General features: G+C 63.1%; 21 protein-coding genes. 18 read left to right on the top strand and 3 right to left on the bottom strand.

Going from position 1 to position 20,682, the window contains the following annotated elements; genetic code table 11:
* The first annotated feature begins 112 nt into the window (after positions 1-112).
* From ACEG18_RS09385 to hisE, 16 genes are all read left to right on the top strand, one after another.
* A complete protein-coding gene (locus ACEG18_RS09385; protein ID WP_372542513.1) occupies positions 113-601 on the top strand; it encodes a hypothetical protein in 489 nt (162 codons plus the stop codon).
* Between the two features lie 38 nt (positions 602-639).
* Positions 640-1,407 (top strand): GntR family transcriptional regulator, encoded by a 768-nt coding sequence (locus ACEG18_RS09380; RefSeq protein ID WP_152077352.1) that lies wholly within the window; start codon positions 640-642, stop codon positions 1,405-1,407.
* Entirely contained in the window at positions 1,392-2,105 is a 714-nt protein-coding gene (locus ACEG18_RS09375) for a GntR family transcriptional regulator (protein ID WP_372542511.1), read from the top strand. Before ACEG18_RS09380 ends, ACEG18_RS09375 begins: the two co-directional genes overlap by 16 nt.
* Before the next feature lie 194 nt (positions 2,106-2,299).
* Positions 2,300-3,415, top strand: coding sequence for an SIS domain-containing protein (locus ACEG18_RS09370; protein WP_372542509.1), 1,116 nt, complete (start codon positions 2,300-2,302; stop codon positions 3,413-3,415).
* Positions 3,416-3,475: 60 nt separating this feature from the next.
* Positions 3,476-4,537, top strand: coding sequence for an SIS domain-containing protein (locus ACEG18_RS09365; protein ID WP_372542507.1), 1,062 nt, complete (start codon positions 3,476-3,478; stop codon positions 4,535-4,537).
* A 73-nt stretch (positions 4,538-4,610) separates the two neighbouring features.
* Positions 4,611-5,447 (top strand): sugar phosphate isomerase/epimerase family protein, encoded by an 837-nt coding sequence (locus tag ACEG18_RS09360; RefSeq protein WP_372542505.1) that lies wholly within the window; start codon positions 4,611-4,613, stop codon positions 5,445-5,447.
* 169 nt (positions 5,448-5,616) lie between these two features.
* Entirely contained in the window at positions 5,617-7,332 is a 1,716-nt protein-coding gene (hisG, locus tag ACEG18_RS09355; protein WP_372542503.1) for an ATP phosphoribosyltransferase, read from the top strand.
* A gap of 104 nt (positions 7,333-7,436) precedes the next feature.
* Positions 7,437-8,873 carry a histidinol dehydrogenase gene (gene hisD / locus ACEG18_RS09350; protein WP_372542501.1) on the top strand — a complete coding sequence of 479 codons (1,437 nt, stop codon included), beginning with the start codon at positions 7,437-7,439 and terminating at the stop codon, positions 8,871-8,873.
* Position 8,874: 1 nt separating this feature from the next.
* Complete coding sequence (hisC, locus tag ACEG18_RS09345) at positions 8,875-9,990, top strand: histidinol-phosphate transaminase (RefSeq protein WP_372542500.1); 1,116 nt, start codon at positions 8,875-8,877, stop codon at positions 9,988-9,990.
* Positions 9,991-10,578, top strand: a complete 588-nt coding sequence (hisB, locus tag ACEG18_RS09340) for an imidazoleglycerol-phosphate dehydratase HisB (protein ID WP_372542498.1) — start codon at positions 9,991-9,993, stop codon at positions 10,576-10,578.
* A gap of 80 nt (positions 10,579-10,658) precedes the next feature.
* Positions 10,659-11,360 (top strand): imidazole glycerol phosphate synthase subunit HisH, encoded by a 702-nt coding sequence (locus tag ACEG18_RS09335; RefSeq protein ID WP_372542496.1) that lies wholly within the window; start codon positions 10,659-10,661, stop codon positions 11,358-11,360.
* Positions 11,357-12,100 (top strand): 1-(5-phosphoribosyl)-5-[(5-phosphoribosylamino)methylideneamino]imidazole-4-carboxamide isomerase, encoded by a 744-nt coding sequence (locus tag ACEG18_RS09330; RefSeq protein WP_372542495.1) that lies wholly within the window; start codon positions 11,357-11,359, stop codon positions 12,098-12,100. The genes ACEG18_RS09335 and ACEG18_RS09330 overlap by 4 nt, the downstream gene beginning before the upstream one ends.
* A gap of 3 nt (positions 12,101-12,103) precedes the next feature.
* A complete protein-coding gene (gene hisF, locus ACEG18_RS09325; protein ID WP_372542493.1) occupies positions 12,104-12,886 on the top strand; it encodes an imidazole glycerol phosphate synthase subunit HisF in 783 nt (260 codons plus the stop codon).
* Between the two features lie 148 nt (positions 12,887-13,034).
* On the top strand, positions 13,035-13,376 hold the full coding sequence (hisI, locus tag ACEG18_RS09320; protein ID WP_372542491.1) for a phosphoribosyl-AMP cyclohydrolase: 342 nt from the start codon (positions 13,035-13,037) through the stop codon (positions 13,374-13,376).
* Positions 13,373-13,600 (top strand): RDAC family protein, encoded by a 228-nt coding sequence (locus ACEG18_RS09315; protein WP_118270948.1) that lies wholly within the window; start codon positions 13,373-13,375, stop codon positions 13,598-13,600. The genes hisI and ACEG18_RS09315 overlap by 4 nt, the downstream gene beginning before the upstream one ends.
* Before the next feature lie 15 nt (positions 13,601-13,615).
* Entirely contained in the window at positions 13,616-13,933 is a 318-nt protein-coding gene (gene hisE, locus ACEG18_RS09310) for a phosphoribosyl-ATP diphosphatase (protein WP_117583614.1), read from the top strand.
* 120 nt (positions 13,934-14,053) lie between these two features.
* On the opposite strand, the gene ACEG18_RS09305 is transcribed toward hisE, so the two are convergent.
* The 3 genes from ACEG18_RS09305 to ACEG18_RS09295 all read right to left on the bottom strand — a co-directional run bounded on the left by ACEG18_RS09305 (position 14,054) and on the right by ACEG18_RS09295 (position 19,190).
* Positions 14,054-14,965, bottom strand: coding sequence for a PHP domain-containing protein (locus ACEG18_RS09305; protein ID WP_372542488.1), 912 nt, complete (start codon positions 14,963-14,965; stop codon positions 14,054-14,056).
* 238 nt (positions 14,966-15,203) lie between these two features.
* Entirely contained in the window at positions 15,204-15,623 is a 420-nt protein-coding gene (locus ACEG18_RS09300; RefSeq protein ID WP_372542486.1) for a nitrous oxide-stimulated promoter family protein, read from the bottom strand.
* A complete protein-coding gene (locus tag ACEG18_RS09295) occupies positions 15,624-19,190 on the bottom strand; it encodes a thiol reductant ABC exporter subunit CydD/CydC (protein ID WP_372542485.1) in 3,567 nt (1,188 codons plus the stop codon).
* Between the two features lie 402 nt (positions 19,191-19,592).
* Between ACEG18_RS09295 and larC2 the strand changes: the two genes are divergently transcribed.
* Complete coding sequence (gene larC2, locus ACEG18_RS09290) at positions 19,593-20,078, top strand: nickel pincer cofactor biosynthesis protein LarC2 (RefSeq protein ID WP_270226934.1); 486 nt, start codon at positions 19,593-19,595, stop codon at positions 20,076-20,078.
* Positions 20,079-20,133: 55 nt separating this feature from the next.
* Positions 20,134-20,682 (top strand): phosphodiesterase, encoded by a 549-nt coding sequence (gene yfcE / locus ACEG18_RS09285; RefSeq protein ID WP_372542483.1) that lies wholly within the window; start codon positions 20,134-20,136, stop codon positions 20,680-20,682.

The following is a 20,682-nucleotide window of genomic DNA, read 5'->3' as shown; positions in this document are numbered from 1 at the left end:
TGTTCTTCCGCTGAGCGAGCCATAGACGCCACGCACCGATACGGTAAAGTGGTGGCTTGAAATTGGTGCTATATTTGGCTTGAGTTGTTTAATGCTAGTACGGGAGGCTGATATGGGGCTGTTCAAGAAGAAGAACCCGCAGGATGCCTTTGATCCCGATGTGTTTACCATCACGGATACGATTTTGGACCCGCCGCGGTTCACGTTTTTGCCGGCCATTTACCAGGATGCCACGCGCCGCAAGTGGGCCGTTCATCAGCGTGGAGCGCAGCCAAAGATTTTTGACTACGCGGATGTGCTGCAGTGCGAGGTGGCAGAAGCCGGCAATCCGGAGGCCGAAGAAGTGGCCTCGAAACAGGAATTTGCCCAGCGTATTCTGGCAAATCCTGCCAAGGCGGCGAAAATAAATGCGGCAAAGCGTAATATGTGTCTTGGTATGGGTGTTATTGTGGCGGTTCAGACGGGAAAAGACGAAGTTTCCAAATTAGAGATTCCCGTTATGACCGACGAAGTCAAACGCGATTCAAGCCTATATAAGTCGTATCGGAATGTCGCCGAGAAGATTAAGGCCGAATTTGATGCCATGGGAGGGCTGGCCTAATTATGGCGACATACGTTTCTGAATGAGGAGTCTGTGCAATGGCAGGCGAATCTTATGCAATTCCCCCCAAAGATCGTGCTGTTGAGGGAATTCTTTGGTATATCCAGCACCATCAGCTTGCCGGCGGTGATCGCCTGCCGGCCGAGCGCGTGCTGTGCGAAGAGATCGGCGTTTCGCGTACGGCGTTGCGCGCCGGTATCATGCGGCTCATCTCGTGCGGAACGCTCGAGAGCCGTCGCGGATCGGGTACGTATTTGTGTCCTCCTAAGCCGCTGAACATCTTCCAGGAAACGTATAACTTTTCCGATGCTGTGCGGACTGCCGGCCTGCATCCCTCTTCTCGTCTGGTTTCCACCGGGACCATCGAGGCGGATGAAGCGCTTGCCGACAAGCTTGGGGTGTCTGTAGGCGCTCCTTTACTCCGCATGCAACGCGTTCGACTTATCGAGGGCGAGCCGGCGTCAATCGAGACGGCTCACGTCAACCTGTCCCTGTGCCCGTCGCTTCCCAATCACGACTATACGCAAGAAAGCCTGTACGATGTTTTGCTTCAAGAAGGCGGCGTGCGCGTGGAGCATGGGTGTGAACATGTTTCGATTTCGCGCCTGAATGCCGAAGAGGCCGAACTGCTTCAGCAGGACGAGGGGACGCCTGTTTTCTATCAGAGCTCGATTGAGTTCGATAAGGACATGCGTTTTGTGGAACATTGCAAATCGGTAATTCTGCCCACAAAGTATCGCTTCGCCGATAACGGCGAAAAGAACGGCAAGAAGAGCGCGGCAGGTGAACAATGGCTGAAACAGTAGATGCCACCCCGGTTTATATGCGCATACGACGTCGCATTGAAGAGCGCATCGAGCGCGGTATATATCCCACGGGTTCCATGATTCCGTCCGAAAAAGACCTCGCCGAGGAATTTGGCACGACGCGCTTGACCATCCGAAGCGCTGTCGATGAGTTGGTTCGGCGCGGGCAGATTCGACGCGTCCGCGGAAAGGGCGCGTTTGTGGCTCAGAAAGTGCCCGTTGCCTACGAGCGAACAGGAGGCTTTCGCGAGTCGGTTCGTGCTTCGGGCGGCGAGCCGTCCGTCCGCATCCTCGCGCGTTCCAAGCGTTATGCGGGCCCATATTATGCCAACCTGTTTGGCATTGCCGAGGACGATTTGCTGTATTCGATTCGGCGTTTGAACTGCGTCAACGGCGATCCCGTATCGATTGAGATGGCGTTCATCCCGTGCCTGCTGTTTCCCGCAATCGAAGATATTGACGTGTCGGTCTTCAGTTTGTACGAGACCTATGAGATGTTGGGCCGAAAGCCGGTCATGGCACAGGAAAAGCTCGATATCGAAGCGCTGGGCGCGCGAGATGCCGGCCTGCTTGGGCTAGAGCAGGGCGATCTTGCCTTGCTTTTGGAATGTGTGAGCTACGATGCGAGCGGACAGGCCATCGAGTACGTTAAGTCCTTTAACCGTGGCGACGCGGGCGGCTATACCTATACGTACTAGCTGGTGTTTTTTGCATAACGGCTGGGAAAGCTGACCGATTTTGACTAGTGAGTCAGCCGTATATACAACCTTACATGGCTCAAAATCGACCGTTCGCCGAAGGGGATAAATTAATCGACAAAGAGGTATCAAAAAGCCGTAACCTGTAACCGTGATTGGTATCAAATACTAATGATTTGTTACGAGGTGAGACGATGAAGATGCTCGATTACGTTCAGCTTGCCCATGTGCGTATGGGAGAGAACCTCGAGCGTTCGTCTGAGCTGGTAGCACAGCTCGTTGTAATTTTCCAGTCCGGTTCTTTTAACGCGCTGCGCATCGTTGCTTCGGGTTCGTCGCGCCATGCCGCCGATTGCGCCCGCGATTACCTGCAAGATGCGCTGCGGATGCAGGTGTCCGTTGTGACGCCCGAGGCCTTCGTCGATTTTGAACACACCTATCCGCAGCATGCGCTCAACATCGCCGTCTCGCAGAGTGGCTATTCGACCAATACGATTGCGGCGCTCGATTACATGCGCGCGCACGATATGACTGCAGTTGCGCTCACGGCAAACGTCGAGGCACCCATCAAGGAGCATGCCGATATCGTTCTTGACTACGGCGTGGGCGTCGAGTCGGTGGACTTTGTGACGCTGGGCGTTGAGGTTCTCGTTGAGTACCTGGTGCTCTTTGGCATCTACGGTGGCCAAGCGCGCGGAACGATTGATACCGAGGGCGTTGCCCAACGTCTTGACGACCTGCGCGAGGCTATCCAGGCTAATGCCGTGATGTGCAAGACCGCCGAGGCATATGTCCAAGACCACATGCTCGAGCTTTCTGAGCACATGCCCGCCATGGTCGTCGGCAATGGCCCCAACTATGGCGTTGCCGAAGAGGCGGCTCTCAAGCTGAGCGAGACCATCAAGATTCCTGCCATGCATCACGAGGGCGAGGAGTTCGTCCACGGTCCCGAGATGCAGATAACCCCAGGCTACCTGGTGTTTATCGTCGACGACCCGCAGGGGTCGGAGCGTCTTGCGAATATCGCCGATGCGCTATCGAACGTTACGACAAAAACGGTGCTGCTCACGGCCCATCCCAGGGGTAGGGCTCACGAGGTCACGGTGCCTCAGGTGGCTCCGCTGCTCAGCGCAATTCCCAATCTTGTGTTCTTCCAGACGATTGCGGCCATGATTGCCGAGCGTCTGAAGTCATGGGACGTGCACCCGTATCTCGATGCCGTCTCCAAGCAAATGGAGGTCAAGGCAGAGGGCTACGAAGAGTCAGTCAATGCGCTTAAGGCCAAAGCGGCCGAGTGTTACGGAATGTAAGCGGGCTTTGATGCCCGTTGGCATGGGGGATGTGAAGACAACCCCAGAAAGGAGAGACAAATGAAGGAAACCGAGAAGATCGAGATCATGCATTTCGACCAGGAGGGCTACCTCGAGGACGGCAAGGCGCTCTACGAGACCGGCAAGAAGATGACCGCGCTCGCCGACAAGGTCGCCGACGAGGGCTACGACGCCGTGTTCCTGATGGGCGTCGGCGGCACCTGGGACGAGCTCATGCAGCTCGAGTACCTCATGAACAAGTTCGGCGACCGCGACCTCGAGGTCTACCTGATCCACGCCGCCGAGTGGAACGTCTCCGGCCACAAGCGCATGACCGAGAAGTCCGTCGTTCTCACCGCCTCCGAGTCCGGCACCACCCCCGAGGTCCTCGAGGCCGTCAAGAAGATGAAGGACATGGGCGTGCGCGTCTACGCCATGACCAAGCCCGAGGGTCTCATAGGCCAGGCCGTGGGTGCCGAGAACTGCGTCGCCATGGCTTCTGACCATGGTTCGGGCGGCTGCGAGAAGGGCTACTACCTCGCCGACTGCTTCGGCCTGCGCTTGCTCAACCGCCGCGGCTGCTTCCCCAAGTTCGACCTGTTCATCGAGCAGACCAAGGACATCTGGAAGGACATGCTCGACATCCGCAAGCGCTTCGAGCCGCGCGCCGAGGAGCTCGCCAAGAAGTACGCCCTGGCCCCCTACACCATGTTCATCGGCTCCGGCGCCCTGTGGGGCGAGACCATCCTGTTCTCGATGTGCATCCTCGAGGAGATGCAGTGGAAGCGCACCCGCTACATCACCTCGGCCGACTTCTTCCACGGCACCCTCGAGCTCGTGGAGCCGGGCGTCCCGGTCTTCCTGTTCATGGGCGAGGACGAGAACCGCAAGCTCGACGAGCGCGTCCGCGCCTTCCTGACCCGCGGCGTGACCGGCGACACCGACATCAACATCATCGACACCGCCGAGTTCGCCATCCCCGGCCTTGACGACGAGTTCCGCGTCATCGTCTCCCCGTGGATTCTGACGGTGCTCGTGACCGACCGCCTGGCTCGCTACTACGAGACGGTCACCAAGCACAACCTCAAGTATCGTCGCTACTATCACCAGTTCGACTACTAAGAGCAAATAACGTTTGTGCAATTTGGCCCCGCTCCTACATGGAACGGGGCCTCGTTTGGGTTGGAGAGTAATTATGAGCTACCCGCAGCTTGCCGTCATGAATATCAGCCATCGTTATTTTGACCTTGAGGAATTCTTTTCCTCGGCAGCGGCCTCGGGCTACACGTGTTGCGAGCTTTGGACCGGGGCAATGCATCTGTATGTCGATTGCCATGGATACGATTCGCTCGAGCAGGTGCGGGAGCTGTCGCAGCGGTATGGAGTTCGGATTGTGGGGCTTTGCCCCGAACAGAACAACCCCAAGCCGTGGAATATCGCGGCGCGCGGGAATGAGGCGCGTGCCCGCACGCTCGCGTACTTTAAGAACGTTGTGGATATCGCGGCGGAACTTGGAGCCGAGCAGGTCATGGTTTCGAGCGGCTGGGCATTTTTGAACGAGCCGATCGAGGACGCGTGGGGTCGCAGCGCCTCAATGCTGCGTGCGATTGCCGAGCATGCGGGAGAGCGCGGCGTGCGACTGGTGCTCGAGGCCCTACAGCCGGTTGAGTCGATGATCGTGAACTCGGCGGCCGACACGAAGCGCATGATCGAGGCAGTTGATCATCCGGCACTTAAGGCGTGTCTGGATATGGGCGCCATGGCGGTGGCGGGGGATACCATCGACGATTATTTCGATCTGCTTGGCGATGATGTCGCCCACGTGCATTTTGTCGATGTTGCGGCAGATGGCACGACGCATCTTGCCTGGGGTGACGGCGACCGCGATATGCGCGCCGACCTGGATAGGCTGGTGGCGCATGGCTATCGCGGAGTTGTTTCGGCTGAGACCTATGACGGGCGCTATTTTGCCGACCCCGCAGCTGCCGATGCGCAGGTAATGGCAGAGTATCGTCGTGCGATTGGCGCCTAGGTGGGGTTGGGCTGCGGCAATCTGCCCTATGTTTCCAAATGAATACGGTGTGAGCGGCTGTGACGGATTTTCCCCGCAAGCACTCTAGTATGCTAAAGTACCCAGAAGACCGGCGGAGCTATGCCGGTCTTCTGTTCTATATGAAACACAGCATGAGGAGGCTCACCAGATGACGGCCACACCGTGGGGATTCCGGGACATATTGCCCGAGGAGGCTCAGGCGCGCGAGGAGATTGCGCTGACGGTGAAAGGTTGCTTCAGGGAGCATCATTACCTTCCGGTCGAGACGCCGCTGCTCGAGGACAAGGGCTCGCTCGAGGAAGGCGGCCGCATTGCGGACACGCCGTTTAAGCTCTTTGATGATGACGGTCGCCTGCTGGTGGTCCGTCCCGACAACACGCTGCCGATCGTGCGCCTGGTCTCGACCCGCATGCGCGCGGCCGATCTGCCGCTGCGCCTTCGCTACGAGGCGCCGGTGGTTCGCGAGTGTCAGCGCAACGCCGGCGGCTCGCGCCAGTTTACACAGCTGGGCTTTGAGCTTATCGGTGCGGGCGATACCGCGGGCGATGTCGAGATTGTCTCGCTCGTGGCCGAGGCCGTGCGCAAGCTCGCACTGCCCGATGCGCGCATTATCGCAGGCAGCGTGCGTCCGTTTAAGGAACTGCTCGCGGTATGCGAGGATCGTGAGCTGGCCGCCGAGGCCCTGCGCTGCGTGCACGCCAACGACTTTGTGGGCCTCGATGCCCGCGTGGCGGCAAGCGCCGAGTCCGATGCCGTCAAGGCCGCCATTGGCGAGCTGCCGCGCTTGCACGGCGGCGCCGAGGTACTCGACCGCGTCGATGCGCTTCTGGCGGCGGCGGGCATTGTCGCGCCGCTCACGCGCGAGCTACGTGCCCTGGTCGAGGGCCTGGCGCCCGAGGACGCCCGGGTGCTGTCGTTCGACTTCTCCATCATGAACTCTTTCGATTACTACACGGGCCTGGTCTTTAAGGCCTATGCCGGTGGCCTGCCCGATCCGGTGGGTTCGGGCGGACGCTACGACTCCATCTTTACCGGCGCATTTGGCGATGGTATCGAGGTGCCGGCGGCGGGCTTCGCCTTTTCGCTCGAGCGTCTGGAGGCCGCGCGCACCTCGGCCGAGGACGCCGCCTCCGACGGCGATCACGCTGTGGGCCGTGGCGCCGAGGGCCCGCTGCGCATCGCCGTGCCCAAGGGCTCGCTCAAGGCCGACACGCTCGACGTGCTCGAGGCCGCGGGCCTGGATGTCTCTGAGCTGCGTGACCCCGGTCGTCACCTGATCGTGCGCGGTCGCGACACGCGTGCCGGTGAGGGCGCGATCGGAGATATCGAGTTTGTCATTGTGCGCCCCAGCGACGCGCCCGCCTTTGTGGGCTGCGGCGGCGCCGACTGCGGCATCTGCGGCTGGGACTCGCTTATCGAGGCCGACCTCAACCTGCTGCAGCTGGTCGATCTGGGCTACGGCCTGTGCACGTTTATCGAGGCGGAGCCCGCATGGCGCGCCGGCCAGGCCGAGCGCAACTATGCCCGCCGCGGGTCGCTTCGCGTGGCCACCAAGTACCCGCGCATCGCGAGTGCCTGGTATGCCGAGCGCGGCGTGAACGCCGATATCGTCTCCCTGCACGGTAACATCGAGCTGGGCCCCATCGTCGGCATGACCGATCGCATCGTGGATATTACCGCGACGGGCGCCACGCTGCGCGACAACGACTTGGTCATCACCGGCCGCATTATGGACTGCACGGCCCGCTTCTTCGTCAATCCGGGTGCCGCGCGCCTGGATCCGCGCGTGCGCAACTTGGCCGATCGCTTGGCAGCTGCTGTTAAGGACAAGCATTTTGAGCCCGTCGCGGGCTCGGCACAATAGCGCGAGCGCGCACGGGCGCCCCCATATCCGGCTGCGGACCGATTGGCGCCGCTGCCCGGCATCTCGTTTTTCAAACGCAACCTCAACCGATAGGGGATACCGATATGAAGACCATCAAACTTGCTCCCGGTGAGCGCCTCGTTACCAACCAACTCAACCGCAAGGGCGTGCTACCGCAAAACATCGTCGATGCCGCCCGCGAGATCGTGGCCAACGTGCGCGCCAACGGCGATGCCGCGGTGCGCGATTACTGCCAGCGTTTTGACGGTGTTGAGCTGCAGAACTTCCGTCTGCCGCAGGAGCAGATTGATGCCGCGCTCGAGGGCCTTGATCCTGCCTTTGTCGCCGCGTTGGAGAAGGCCGCGCGCCAGATTCGCGAATTCCACCAGCGCGAGGTCGAGCAGAGCTGGTTTACCACGCGTGCGGACGGCACGATGCTCGGCGTTAAGGTGACCCCGCTCGCCGCTGCCGGCATCTACGTGCCGGGTGGTCGCGCGCAGTATCCCTCCACCGTGCTCATGAACGCCATTCCCGCCAAGGTCGCCGGCGTCAAGCGCGTGGTCATGGTGACCCCGCCTCAAAAGGATGGCCTGATCAGCCCGTACACGCTTGCCGCGGCAAAGCTCGGTGGCGTGGACGAGATTTATATGGTGGGCGGCGCTCAGGCCGTGGCCGCGCTGGCGTACGGCACCGAGACCATTCCGCGCGTCGACAAGATCACCGGCCCGGGCAACGCCTTTGTCGCCGCGGCCAAGCAGATTGTCTCGGGCGACGTGGGAATCGACATGGTCGCTGGCCCCTCCGAGGTCTGCGTACTGGCCGATGCCACGGCCAAGCCCATGGTGGTCGCGGCCGACCTGATGGCCCAGGCCGAGCACGATCCGCTGGCAGCCTGCTATCTGGTGACCTGCGACGAGCAGTTTGCGCGCGAGGTCGAGGCTGGTATCGACATTCTGGTAGCGCAGTCGCCACGCGCCGAAATCACGCGTGCTTCGCTCGACAACGAAGGCACCATCGTGGTGGCCGCCGACATGGCTGCCGCCGTCGAGGCAGTGAACACCGTGGCGCCCGAGCACCTTGAGCTGCACTGCAAGGACGCGATGGGCCTGCTCGGCGGCATTCGCAACGCCGGCGCCATCTTTGTGGGCGCTTGGAGCTCCGAGCCGCTCGGCGATTATGTTGCTGGCCCCAACCACACGCTGCCGACCGGCGGCACGGCCATGTTCTCCAACCCGCTTTCGGTCGAAGAGTTCGTCAAGCGCTCGAGTGTCATTTGCTATACACCCGGGGGCCTGCTCTCCGATGCTCCTGCCACGCAGCGTCTAGCTGAGGCTGAGGGTCTGTGGGCACACGCGCTTTCCGCCGCGCTGCGCCGCCGCGTGTTGGAGCAGGGCGAGGATGCCGTGAGCGCCGAGTCGCTCGCCGCGGCCGACCTGACCAAGGTTGCCTGGCCGGGCGACGCCGTGGCGACGGTTGCCGAGGGCGTGGACCTGGCGGCTGCAAGCGCGGATGGCGTCGGCGCGACTGGCAAGGAGGCCTAATATGGCCGAACTCACGCCGCGCATGAAGGAGCTCGTCCAGCCCTACTTGGCCGGCATTGAGCCCTACGATCCCAACTTTACGCCCACGCGCATCAACCTTTCGGCCAACGAGAACACCTATCCCGTGCCGGCTGGCGTGCGCGAGGCGGTCGATGCGGCGCTTGCCGCCACCCCGCTCAATCGCTATCCCGATCCCATGTCCAACGATCTGCGCGACGAGCTTGCCGCTTGGCATGGTGTGGCGCGCGAGAATGTCTGCGTGGGCAACGGCGGCGACGAGCTGCTCTATAACTACCTGCTGGCGTTTGGCGGCGCGGGACGGACCCTGCTCAACTGCCCGCCGTGCTTTAGCGAGTACGCGTTCTTTGCGTCGCTGTGCCAGACCGAAGTGCGCGACGTGTGGCGCGACCCGACGACCTTTGAGCTCGACCAGGCGGCGGTGCTTGCGGCGGCTCCCGAGTGCGATCTGGCGATCGTGACCTCGCCCAATAACCCCACGGGTGACGTGGCACCGCTCGACTTTGTCGCGGCGCTGTGCGATGCGTGTCCCGGCATGGTAATGGTCGACGAGGCCTACGTTGAGTTTGCCGACGATTCGTTTGGCGCGGCCATCACGGCGCAGGGGCTTATTGCCGAGCATCCCAACCTGGTGATTCTGCATACGTTGTCCAAGGCGTTTGGCGCTGCCGGTACGCGTCTGGGTTACGTGATCGCGGCGCCCGAGGTCATCGACGTGTTCGCGGCGATTCGCCAGATCTATTCGGTCAACGTGCTGAGCCAGGCGGCGGCGCGTGCCTGCGTGCGTGCCCGCGATGCGTACGCGCCCGTGGTGGCACAGGTCGCCTCCGAGCGCGAGCGCGAGCTGGGCGCCCTGTGCGCGATGGCTGCCGAAGGCCTGCCCGTGGAGGTATGGCCGAGCGCGGCGAACTTTGTGCTCGTGCGCACGCCGCATGCCACGCGCGTGCGCGAGCGTCTGCGCGACGAGTATTCAATTTTGGTGCGCGACTTTAGCTACGCGCCGGGGCTCGCGGACTGCCTGCGCATTACCGTGGGCACCCCACAGGAAAACGACGAGGTGCTGGCCGCGTTTGCCGCGCTGGTGAAGGAGGAGATGTAGATGGACCGCTATGCCGAGGTAACCCGCAAGACGGGTGAGACCGACATTGTCGTAAAGCTCGACCTGGACGGATCTGGCGTGTGCGATATCTCGACCGGCGTGCCGTTTTTCGACCACATGCTTAACGCCTTTGGTCGCCATGGTCTGTTCAATCTGACGGTGCACGCGGTGGGCGACGTTGAGGTCGACGCGCACCACACCGTCGAGGACACGGGCATTGTGCTGGGCGAGGCGTTTTGCCAGGCGCTGGGCGACAAGGTGGGTATTACGCGCTTTGCCGACGCGGCGATCGCCATGGACGAGACGCTCGTGATGGCCGCCGTGGACATTTCGGGTCGCGGCCAGGCCTATTGCGAGCTGCCCGTGCCGACCGAGCGCGTGGGTAGCTTCGATACTGAGCTAGCCGTCGAGTTCTTCTATGCCTTCGCGCGTGACGCCAAGCTCACGCTGCACGTGCGCGAGCTGGCGGGCGGCAACTCGCACCACATTATCGAAGCCGCCTTTAAGGCCGTTGGTCGCACGATGCGCCGCGCCTGCGAGCTCGATCCCCGCGTGCAGGGCATCCCCAGCACCAAGGGCTCACTGTAACCGCCGCAAGGGTAAAACCACCACGAAGGTGCCTGTCCCCTTTGTGGTGGTTTTTGGACAAGATGAGGAGGAGGGGTCGCGTGGGCGAACCGAAGATCGTGGTGGTCGACTACCACAAGGGCAACTTGTCGAGCGTCGTGCGCGGGCTTGCGCGCGCCGGTGCCGCCGCCTGTACATCGGACGACCCGGAGCAGATCCGCCGCGCCGACGGCCTGGTCATTCCGGGCGTGGGCGCGTTCTATGACGCGATCGCCTTTATGCGCCAGAGCGGCGAGGCGGACGCGGTGCTCGATGCCGTCGCCGCTGGAACTCCGCTGTTCGGCATCTGCCTGGGCCTTCAGCTGTTTTTTGAGCGCGGTAACGAGGGCGTGCCAGCGGACGAGGGTGTTGCCGCGGACGGCGACGCCTCCGGGCAGGCCGGTGCCCCCTGGGTCGATGGCCTGGGCATCATGCGCGGTTCGTGTACGCGCTTGGAATCGAGTCGTCTGAAGGTGCCGCACGTGGGCTGGGACCAGGTGCACATGACGCCCGCCGGTGCTGCCGACCCGCTGCTCGTCGGTTTTGCCGAGGGCGCCAACATGTACTTCACCCACAGCTACGCGGTGGCCGACGACGCCGATGCCGCTGATGTTTTGGCGCGCACGCACTACACGCGGAGCTTCCCGTGCATCGCGCGTCATGGCAACGTGTGGGGCTGTCAGTTCCATCCCGAGAAATCCTCCGCGCTTGGTCAGCGCATTCTTAAGAACTTCGTCAACATCGTCGAGGAGGTTGGCCGATGATCCTGTTTCCCGCAATTGATCTGATCGGCGGCAAGGTTGTGCGCCTGGAGCGCGGCGACCGCAGCCGCTGCAAGGTATATTCCGACGACCCCGTCGCCGTCGCCCGCTCGTTTGCCGAGCAGGACGCGAACTGGGTGCATGTCGTCGACCTGTCCGCTGCTTTTGGTGAGGACGAGGACGCGTGCGCTGCCAACTCGGCGGCGATTAAGGCTATCTGCGGCGTCGACGGCCTGTCCGTGGACGTGGGCGGCGGTGTCCGCTCGCTCGCGCGCATCGACGAGCTGGCCGGCTATGGTGCTCGCCGCATTGCGCTGGGCACCGTGCTGGTGACCGAGCCGGGTTTTGCCGAGGTGGCAGCCCAAGGCTTTGGCGAGCTGTTGGTCGCCGATATTGCCGCGCGCGACGGCCAGGTCAAGGTGAACGGTTGGCGCGATGGTGCGGGTGTGGCGCTCGACGATGCCGTGGCGCAGCTTTCCGAGCTGGGCTTTAAGCATCTGGTGTATACCGACATCGCGCGCGATGGCATGCAGACGGGCATCGATGTGGCGGCGTATCGCCATGTGGCCGAGGTCGCGGGATTTCCCGTCGTGGCTTCGGGCGGCATCTCGACGCTCGACGACATCCGCGCGCTGGCCGCGGTGGGCGAGGGCGCGATTGAAGGCGCCATTACCGGTCGTGCGCTCTACGAGGGCAACTTTACGCTGGTACAGGCGTTGGCCGCCGCCCGAGGGGAGGAGTAGCCCATGCTTACCAAGCGCGTGATTCCCTGTCTAGACGTCAAGGACGGCCGTGTGGTCAAGGGCGTCAACTTTGTGAGCCTGCGCGATGCGGGCGATCCGGTGGAGCTTGCCCGTGCCTACGACCGCGAGGGTGCAGACGAGGTCGTCTTCCTGGACATTACCGCCACGAGCGACAACCGCGCGACGACCATCGAGATGGCGGCGCACGCGGCCGAGGAGCTCGCTATTCCCTATACCGTGGGCGGCGGCTTTCGCGACTTGGCGGGCATGCGGACCATGGTTGCCGCCGGTGCCGATAAGGTGTCGCTCAACTCGGCGGCCGTACGCGACCCGTCGCTGATTGGCCAGGCCGCCGCGGCGTTTGGCAGCCAGGCCGTGGTCGTGGCGATCGATGCCAAGCGCGCGGGGCTGCCCGGGGAGCCGGGCGCCGATAAGTGGGAGGTCTTTACGGCGGGCGGCCGCAACGCCACGGGTATCGATGCGGTGGCATGGGCCGAGGAGGCGGCTCGTCGCGGCGCCGGCGAGATTCTGCTGACCAGCATGGACCGCGACGGCACCAAGGCCGGCTTTGACCTGGCGCTCACCCGCGCCGTGGCGCGCGCGGTGCCAATCCCCGTCATCGCGAGCGGCGGCGTGGGCACGCTCGAGCATTTTGCCGAGGGCGTGATCGAGGGCGAAGCCGATGCCGTGCTAGCAGCAAGCGTCTTTCACTTTGGAACCTTCAGCATTCGCCAGGTGAAGGAGTACATGGCCTCGCAGGGCATCCCTGTCAGGTTGGACTTCTAGCGCTGCGGCTTGCCCAGGCACCGCATCTTGCCGCTCAAACCGTCGCTCGCGTACCAAAGTACGCGTCGCTCCTCTTTCGCGGCAACCTGCGGCACCTGGACAACCCTCGCCGACCTGTGGGGCTTACTGTTATTACTTGGGAGAAATGATGACTGAGGTAATAGAAGCATCTGAGCTTACGTACGACGCCCACGGGCTGATTCCTTGTGTGGTTCAGCAATATGACACCGGCGAGGTGCTTATGGTTGCTTGGATGAACGAGGAATCGGTGGGGCTGACGCTCAAGACCGGGACCACGTGGTTTTGGAGTCGCAGCCGTCAGGAGCTCTGGAACAAGGGCGCGACGAGTGGCAACATGCAGGAGGTCAAGGAGCTCTGGGCCGACTGCGATAGCGATACGCTGCTGGTCAAGGTGGACTCGCCGGGCCCGGCCTGCCATACCGGCAACCGTACCTGCTTCTTTAAGCGCGTAAAGGGGGGAACACGATGAAGGTCGTGACGCCGTTCGAAGTCGCCGACTGCAACGCCGAGCTCCTCCGCGCGGGCGTGCCGTGCCGCGTGCACCTGACCGATGCCTGCGGGGCGCAGTCGCTTTGGCTCGAGGCCGAGAAGGAAAGGCTCGATGAGGCCCATGCCGTCATCGTCGAGTTCTTTGAGAAAAAGGGCGCAAAGCCTCGGTTCGATGAGACCGGTACCTACTTTACGCTGCAGTAACGAGAGGAAATAACCATGGGAGTCAGAACAGCTAACGTGCAGCCGGGAAATATTGGCGAGACGCTGACGGGCCTGGCCGAGGTGATTCACGGTCGTCGCGACGCATCGCCGCAGGAGAGCTACACCGCCCGTCTGCTGACCGACGTCGAGGACGAGCTGCTCAAGAAGCTTGCCGAGGAGGCGAGTGAGGTAATCATGGCCTGCAAGGATAACGACCATGACCACATTCGCTACGAGGCCGGCGACCTGATCTACCACCTGCTCGTGACGCTCGAGCGCTACGGCATCACCCTCGATGAACTGGCCGGCGAACTCAACGCCCGCCGCCACTAGTCGTTTAAGAACGTCCCCGATGACCATAGAAGTTGCGGTGGAATAGTTCTTGTTTGACGGTCCTAGGGCTATAAACAGGAACTATTTCACCGCAACTTATGAAGGGATAGCTAGGGATAGCTAGGCGAGGGACGTGGACTCCCATTCGCCGGTGAGATGGGGGATGTCGAAGGTTCGATAACCGCAGTCGTAGGCGTGGGCCTGAGCCTCGCGAATGTTCCAACAGATGTCACAGGCGCGGTGTGCGTCCGAGCCAAAGGTGATTGACACCTCGGCGTGGGCGAAGCAGCGCAAAAGGCCGGTCGCGGGATAGTAGTCGTCGAGCCCCTTGCGCGGTGCGGCCGTCGAGACCTCAACGCGGCGACCCGTATCGTGCGCGCACTCGGCCATCTGCCCCCAAAACGGCGCCGGGTCAAAGTCGGGCGCAAAGCCTTCCTTCGAAAAGCGCATGACTAGGTCGGGGTGAGCCATTACATCAAAGTTGAGCGGGCTCTCGCAGGCTCGGCACCAGTCATCGACGTAGCGCTCCCACACGCCGCGCACGCCTAAGTTTTCCCAAACATGCAGGTTGGTATCGTCGTCGATCCAGCCACAAAGCGAATCGGGCGTATCGGGGCGAGCGACGCTCTCTGTTCCCGCCGTGCCCGCGGCGCCGGCCATGATATCGCCCGGGTCGCCAATCCAATGCACGCTGCCCAAGCGCACCACGGCGCCCTGGGACCAGCGCTCTACCAAGGGCTCGCAGCCTTCGTACCAATCGCATTCAAAGCCATAGATAAAGTTGAGCTCCGGCGCGATCTGCGCGGCGAGTTTACGGGCGTCCTCAAATGCCAGACGATGTGCCGGCAAGTCGCCCTCGACGACCTGCACCTCGCAGTTAGCATCCATGCTGGCGGGCAGGGTGAGGTGGTCGGTCGAGACCATGACCCGACAGCCAGCGGCCGCGGCAGCGCGGACGTTTTCCTCAAACGAGGCATGGCCGTCCGAAAACGAAGTATGGGTGTGGCAATCGACCAGCGAGCATGCGGGCATGGCGACTCCTTTGCATTCGGCGAATCTGCTCCATTGTAATGGCGCAGCCCTCAACACGTCGGGCACGCCGGGGGGTCGAAATCGATTGGAAAGGCTGCGCGGCGCGTGGTGCGGCCTCGCTTGCTCTCAAAACGTGTACGTCAGCCTCCAAAAGCTGCAAAAAATGACATGTTTGGAGGCTGACGTACATGTTTGGGCGGAGGAGTGGGTGCGGGAACGCGCAGGGCGCCCGCCGCGGCTACTTGTTTTGCGCCGCCGCTCGTTTGGACTGCACGGTTGTAATCGCGTGCCGCACGGCGGTGATGGGGCGATAGCGGATCATACGCGGTCCCGACCAGCGCATGACCTCGCGGATCTTCTCGCGCATGGCAGGCCGGTAACAATGCGAAGGACAGGCCGAGCAAAATGTCTTGGTGTCCATGTGGGGGCAGCGCTCGATGCGCGCGACGGCGTAGGCCTGCAGCTCGGCGCATTCGGGGCAGAGCGTAATGGTCCGAAGGCCGAGCTTCACGCGCACGGGCTCATCGTCGCCAGCCTGCTCGATCGCATACCCGCCGCCATGATGCCCGCGGCACCACAACGCGATCATCTGCGACACCATTTGGGCCTCGCGCTCACGTTTGCGTGCCAGCTCCGGTGTGTCGGCGGTGCGCGCCATCTAGCTCAGCCTCCCGTGCTCGACCGAAAGTGAGCAATCGGCAAAGGCGCAGGTGCTGGCGCGATGGCTTACGAGCACGATGGTCTTGCCGCGGCGCTTGAGCTCGTCAACGGCCTGCATTACGGCTGCTTCGTTGAGGGCGTCGAGTGCGCTGGTGGGCTCGTCGAGCAAGATGAAGGGTGCGTCGTTGAGGAAGATACGCGCAAGGCCGATGCGCTGGCGCTCGCCTCCCGAGAGCGAGTCGCCCAGCTCGGCAACCGGGGTGTCAAGACCCTGCGGCAGGCGGTCGATGAGCGTGGTGAGTGAGGCGGAGCGGCAAGCGTCGAGCAGCTCGGCATTGGTGGCGTTGGCGCGCGCGACCAGCAGATTCTCGCGTACGGTGCCGCAGAACAGATGTGTGTCCTGGGTCATATAGGCCTCGTGGCTGCGCAGGCTCGCCGTGTTGATGTGGCGGGCGTCGACGCCGCTCACCGTGATGGTGCCAGCTGCGGGGTCCCAAAAACGCATGAGCAGCTTAAGCAGCGTCGACTTGCCCGAGCCCGAGCGCCCCATGATGCAGGTCATGGTGCCGGACGCAAAGGTGCAGGTCACGTCGTCGAGGATGAGACTCGCAGCGGTGTCGTTCGCGACCTGCTCCGTGGCGCCCGCACCGCCCGCGTCCACGCCGCCCGCATAACTAAAGCTCACATGCTCGGCTGCGGCGCCGGCAAACTCAACGTCCTGTCCGTCGGCGACCTCGGCGCACTGGGGCTGCTCGTCGAGCAAATCGAGCACGCGTGCGCCCGAGGCGAGCGTCTCCTGCAGTGAGGCGCCCAGGCGGCTCACGGCCATCACCGAGCCAAACGACGACACAAAGGTAAAGACGGCGACAAACGCTGCGGCAAAATCGATCGTTCCCGCAGCCACCAGCTGCAGCGCTCGCCCGAGCATCACCAGATTGGCCGCAAGAATAAGCGCATCGGCTACGGCCTCGCTGGCCGCCTGGCGGCGCTTGAGGCGCGCGTCCACGGCGCCGACTTGCTCGGTCAGCTTGCCCAGGGCACGGCTGCGATCGGCGCCACCGGCAAACTGGATAGTCTCGGACGCGCCGCGTAGACTGTCGAGCACAAAGGCACCCAGCTTACCGGCGCCCTCGCGGCTCTGGCGGCCAGTGGTGCCGCATGCCTTGGCCGAGGTCAGGGGCAGCAGCACGCCCAGGACCGCGTAGGCCACGAGCGCGATGCCCGCGAGCTCGGGGCTCACAGCCAGCAAAAAGCCCTCAAACACAACGGTGCAGACCAGAGCGATGGCAATGGGCGAGATGGTGTGCGCGTAGAAGACCTCGAGCAGCTCGATATCCGAGGTGACCAGGCTCACGAGATCGCCCTTGCCGCGGCCCTCGAGCTTGGCGGGGGCGAGCTGGCGCAGGGCGCCAAACACCAAGTCGCGGATGTGCGCGAGCAGGCGAAACGCGATGTAGTGGTTGCAGAGCTGTTCGCCGTAGTGGAGCGGCCCGCGTGCGATGCCGCAGGCGGCACAGGCCGCGCATGCTGCGATCAGACCAAGCCCCAAGGCGTAGCGGCCCAGCGCGGCCATAAGGCCAAGGGCGCCAAAGGCCGGCACGAACGCGGCGGTGAGCATGCCAATGCTGCCCAGCGCGACGGCTAGCACAAGCCAGCCGGCAAGCGGTCGGACGAGCCCCATCATGCGCCACATGATGGACAGCGCCGAGCGACGGCCGCGGCCGGAGTCAGACGCCGCGGTAGCGGAAGACGAGCCGGCACCGTTGAGGCCATCGGTACAGGCAGCGCTGCCGTCAACAGCCTCAACCGCGCCGGCATCCTCGGCATCACCCTCCGCATACGCATATGCCGAGAGCTGCTCCTGGCTGTTCCACATGCGCGCATAGGTGCCCGCGCCCGACAGGAGCTCATCATGGGTGCCGCGCTCGGCAATACGGCCACGCTCCAGCACCAGGATCTGATCGGCGTCCACGATTGTCGACAGGCGGTGTGCCACCACGATTACGGTGTGCTCGCCAGCGAGCGATGCAATGACCTCGCCGATTGCGGCTTCGCTTGCGGCATCGACGTTGCTCGTAGCCTCGTCAAACACATAGATAGGCGAGTCGTGTAGCAGGGCACGCGCCATGCACACGCGCTGGCGCTGACCGCCCGAAAGGTTGGTGCCGCCCTCGTTGATCACCATATCGAGCCCGCCGTTGGCCTGCACAAAGGCCGCCACGCGCGTGCGGTCGAGCGCGCGCAAAAGCTCAGTATCGGTGGCGTTGGGCTGGGCAAGCAGCAGGTTATCGCGTAGGGTGCCGGCAAACAGGTAGCCGTTGGTGGGCACCAGCGTGGTGGCGCGCATGAGTGAGGCGGCCGTGGCATCGCGCAGCTCGACGCCGCCAATGCGAACGCTGCCGCGGTAGGCGTCCCTGCGGCCCGAGATAATCCCCGCGAGCGTGGACTTGCCGCCGCCGCTTTCGCCCACGAGTGCCACAAGCGAGCCGTGCGCAATGGTCGCGCTGGCGCTGTCCAGCACCGTGCGGTCGCCGTAGGCATAGCTCACGCCCGCGAGCTCGATATCGCCGCGACCGTCAAGCTCAACATCGCCGCGCTTGGGCTCGGGCGTATCCAAAATGCCAAACATGCGGCGCGAGGCGGCCATGCCGTTCATTGCCGTGTGGAACAGCGATCCCAGGCGGCGCATGGGCAAAAAGAACTCCTGCGACAAAAAGACGACTAGAAAGGCCGCCTCAAAGCCAATCTTGCCCGTGGCGAGCTGCAGCGCGGCTACGATAATGCCGAGCGCGGCGCCCATATAGACGACCAGGTCCATAACGCAAATGGAGCGCAGCTGCATCACCAGCAGGCGCATGGTCGCTGTGCGGAAACGCTCGGACTCGGCGTTGATGCGCTCATGCCAGCTGCGATCGGCCTGGTAGACCTTAAGGGTGGTGAGACCCTGCACGGCCTCCAGGAACATGCCGCCCAGATCGACATAGCTGCCCCAGTACTCGGCCCCGATCTTTTTGGCGTTGCGCATGACCATCATGATGGAGACGGGGATGACCGGAACGCAGGCGAGCAGCAGCGCGGCGGGAAGACCCGCCTGGCCTACGAGCAGTACAAACAGCGTGATGGGTGCCAAGCCGGCAAAGAAGAGCTGCGGCAGGTAACCGCCAAAGTACACCTGGAGTTGCGTGGCGCCCTCGACGCTGGTCTGGACGGCCTCGGCGGTGGGGACGGTCTCGGTGTAGGAGGGGCCGAGTGCGGTGAGCTTGTCGTAGACGAGCGAGCGCACGCGGCGGACGGCCTCGAACGCGGCCTTGTCGCCGGCGCGTTGGGCCAGGTAGATGGAGGCGGCGCGCACGATGATGGCGGCGGCGAGCGGCAAGGTCGCCTGTGCGAGGGCATCGACGGCGAGCGCGGCGGAAAGGCCGTCCGTGACGATGCCGCCCAAGATGCGTGCAAGCATCCACATCACCGTGATGTTTGCCATGAGCGCGATCCATTTAAACAGGACGCTTGCCATAATGTAGGGCGTTGCCTGCGGAACTAGGGAGAAAAGCCGCTTCTCGAACATGAAACCTCCTATGCCGTAACGGTGCCGGGTGGGGTCCTCGGCAGCCGCTTAGTTAGCCAAATGCAACTAGAGTAACATCGTGCAGCGGGTAAGTATGCCGAGGGTAATTTTTAGCCGATGAACTGCGTAGAAAGTTCAAAATTGTTGAGTGCGGCGAACTTTGTGGTGGACGGAGTGCGGGCGCAATTCTGATCGTGTGCGGCCCCGCTCCAAAACGTGTACGTCAGCCTCCAAAAGCTGCAAAAAATGACATGTTTGGAGGCTGATGTACATGTTTGGATAGGGGCGACGGCGGCGACGAACGAAAGTCGCGCCTATCCCATGACGCCGCCCCTGCGCCGCCCGTGATGTGCTAGCGTTTGGGTGAATAAAACGAGCCCGTGCGGAAAGGATCCGGACTGTATGCAACGTGGAAGTACATCTCCGCTGTCCCGCGAGACCGATGCGCCCGAGACCATCGTCAAGCTGGAGTGCGACATCGACGATGCGTCGCCCGAGGTACTCGCCTATGCCGCCGACCGCCTGCGCGAGGCCGGCGCCCGCGAGGTGCACTGGCTACCCCTCTACTGCAAAAAGGGTCGCCCCGGATGGCAGTTGCAGGTGATCTGCTCGCACGAGGATATCGAGCGCCTACAGACGATTATCTTTTTGGAGACTACGACCAACGCCGTTCGTCGCCAGGTGATGGAACGCGTTTGCCTGCCGCGCCGATTCGAGCAGGTGACAACGCCTTGGGGCGAGGTATCTGTTAAGGTGGCGACCCTGCCCGACGGCAGCGAGCGCGCGGCTCCCGAGTACGAGGATTGCGCCCGTCTCGCCCGCGTGCACAACGTGCCGCTCCAGCGCGTGATGCAGGCGGCTCAGAGCGCGGCGCTTCGATTTGAGTAACGCGGCCGGTGGCACGCCGCGCCCAGCCCCATCAAACCCACCCGAAAGGACCACCATGAAATACCTCATCGCTTCCGACATCCACGGCTCGGCATATTGGACCGAGCGCCTCTGCGCCGCCATCGAGCGCGAGAACCCCGACCGCATCGTGCTGCTGGGCGACCTGCTCTACCACGGTCCGCGCAACGACTTGCCGCGCGACTACGCCCCCAAGCGCGTGATTCCGCTGCTCAACGCCCTGGCCGACCGCATCATCGCGGTGCGCGGCAACTGCGACGCCGAAGTCGACCAGATGGTGCTCGACTTCCCCGTCATGGCCGACTACGCCACGCTGTTCGACGAGACCGGCCGCGAGCTGTTCCTGACGCACGGCCACGTCTTTGGCGCCGGCATGCACAACAGCGTCGACCACGCGCCCGCGCTGCCCGAGGGTTCCGCGCTCGTCTACGGTCACACGCATATCAAGGTTAACGAGGTAAGCGAGGCGCACCCGGGCCTGTGGCTCTTCAACCCCGGTAGTGTGAGCATTCCCAAGGACGGCACGCACAGCTACGGCATCTACGAGGACGGCGCGTTCCGCCATGTGATCCTGGAGGAGGAATAA

Source organism: Collinsella aerofaciens (genome assembly GCF_041537385.1).
In the GTDB taxonomy this organism is placed as follows: domain Bacteria; phylum Actinomycetota; class Coriobacteriia; order Coriobacteriales; family Coriobacteriaceae; genus Collinsella; species Collinsella aerofaciens_BV.
This window is presented reverse-complemented; position numbering and strand designations above follow the sequence as displayed.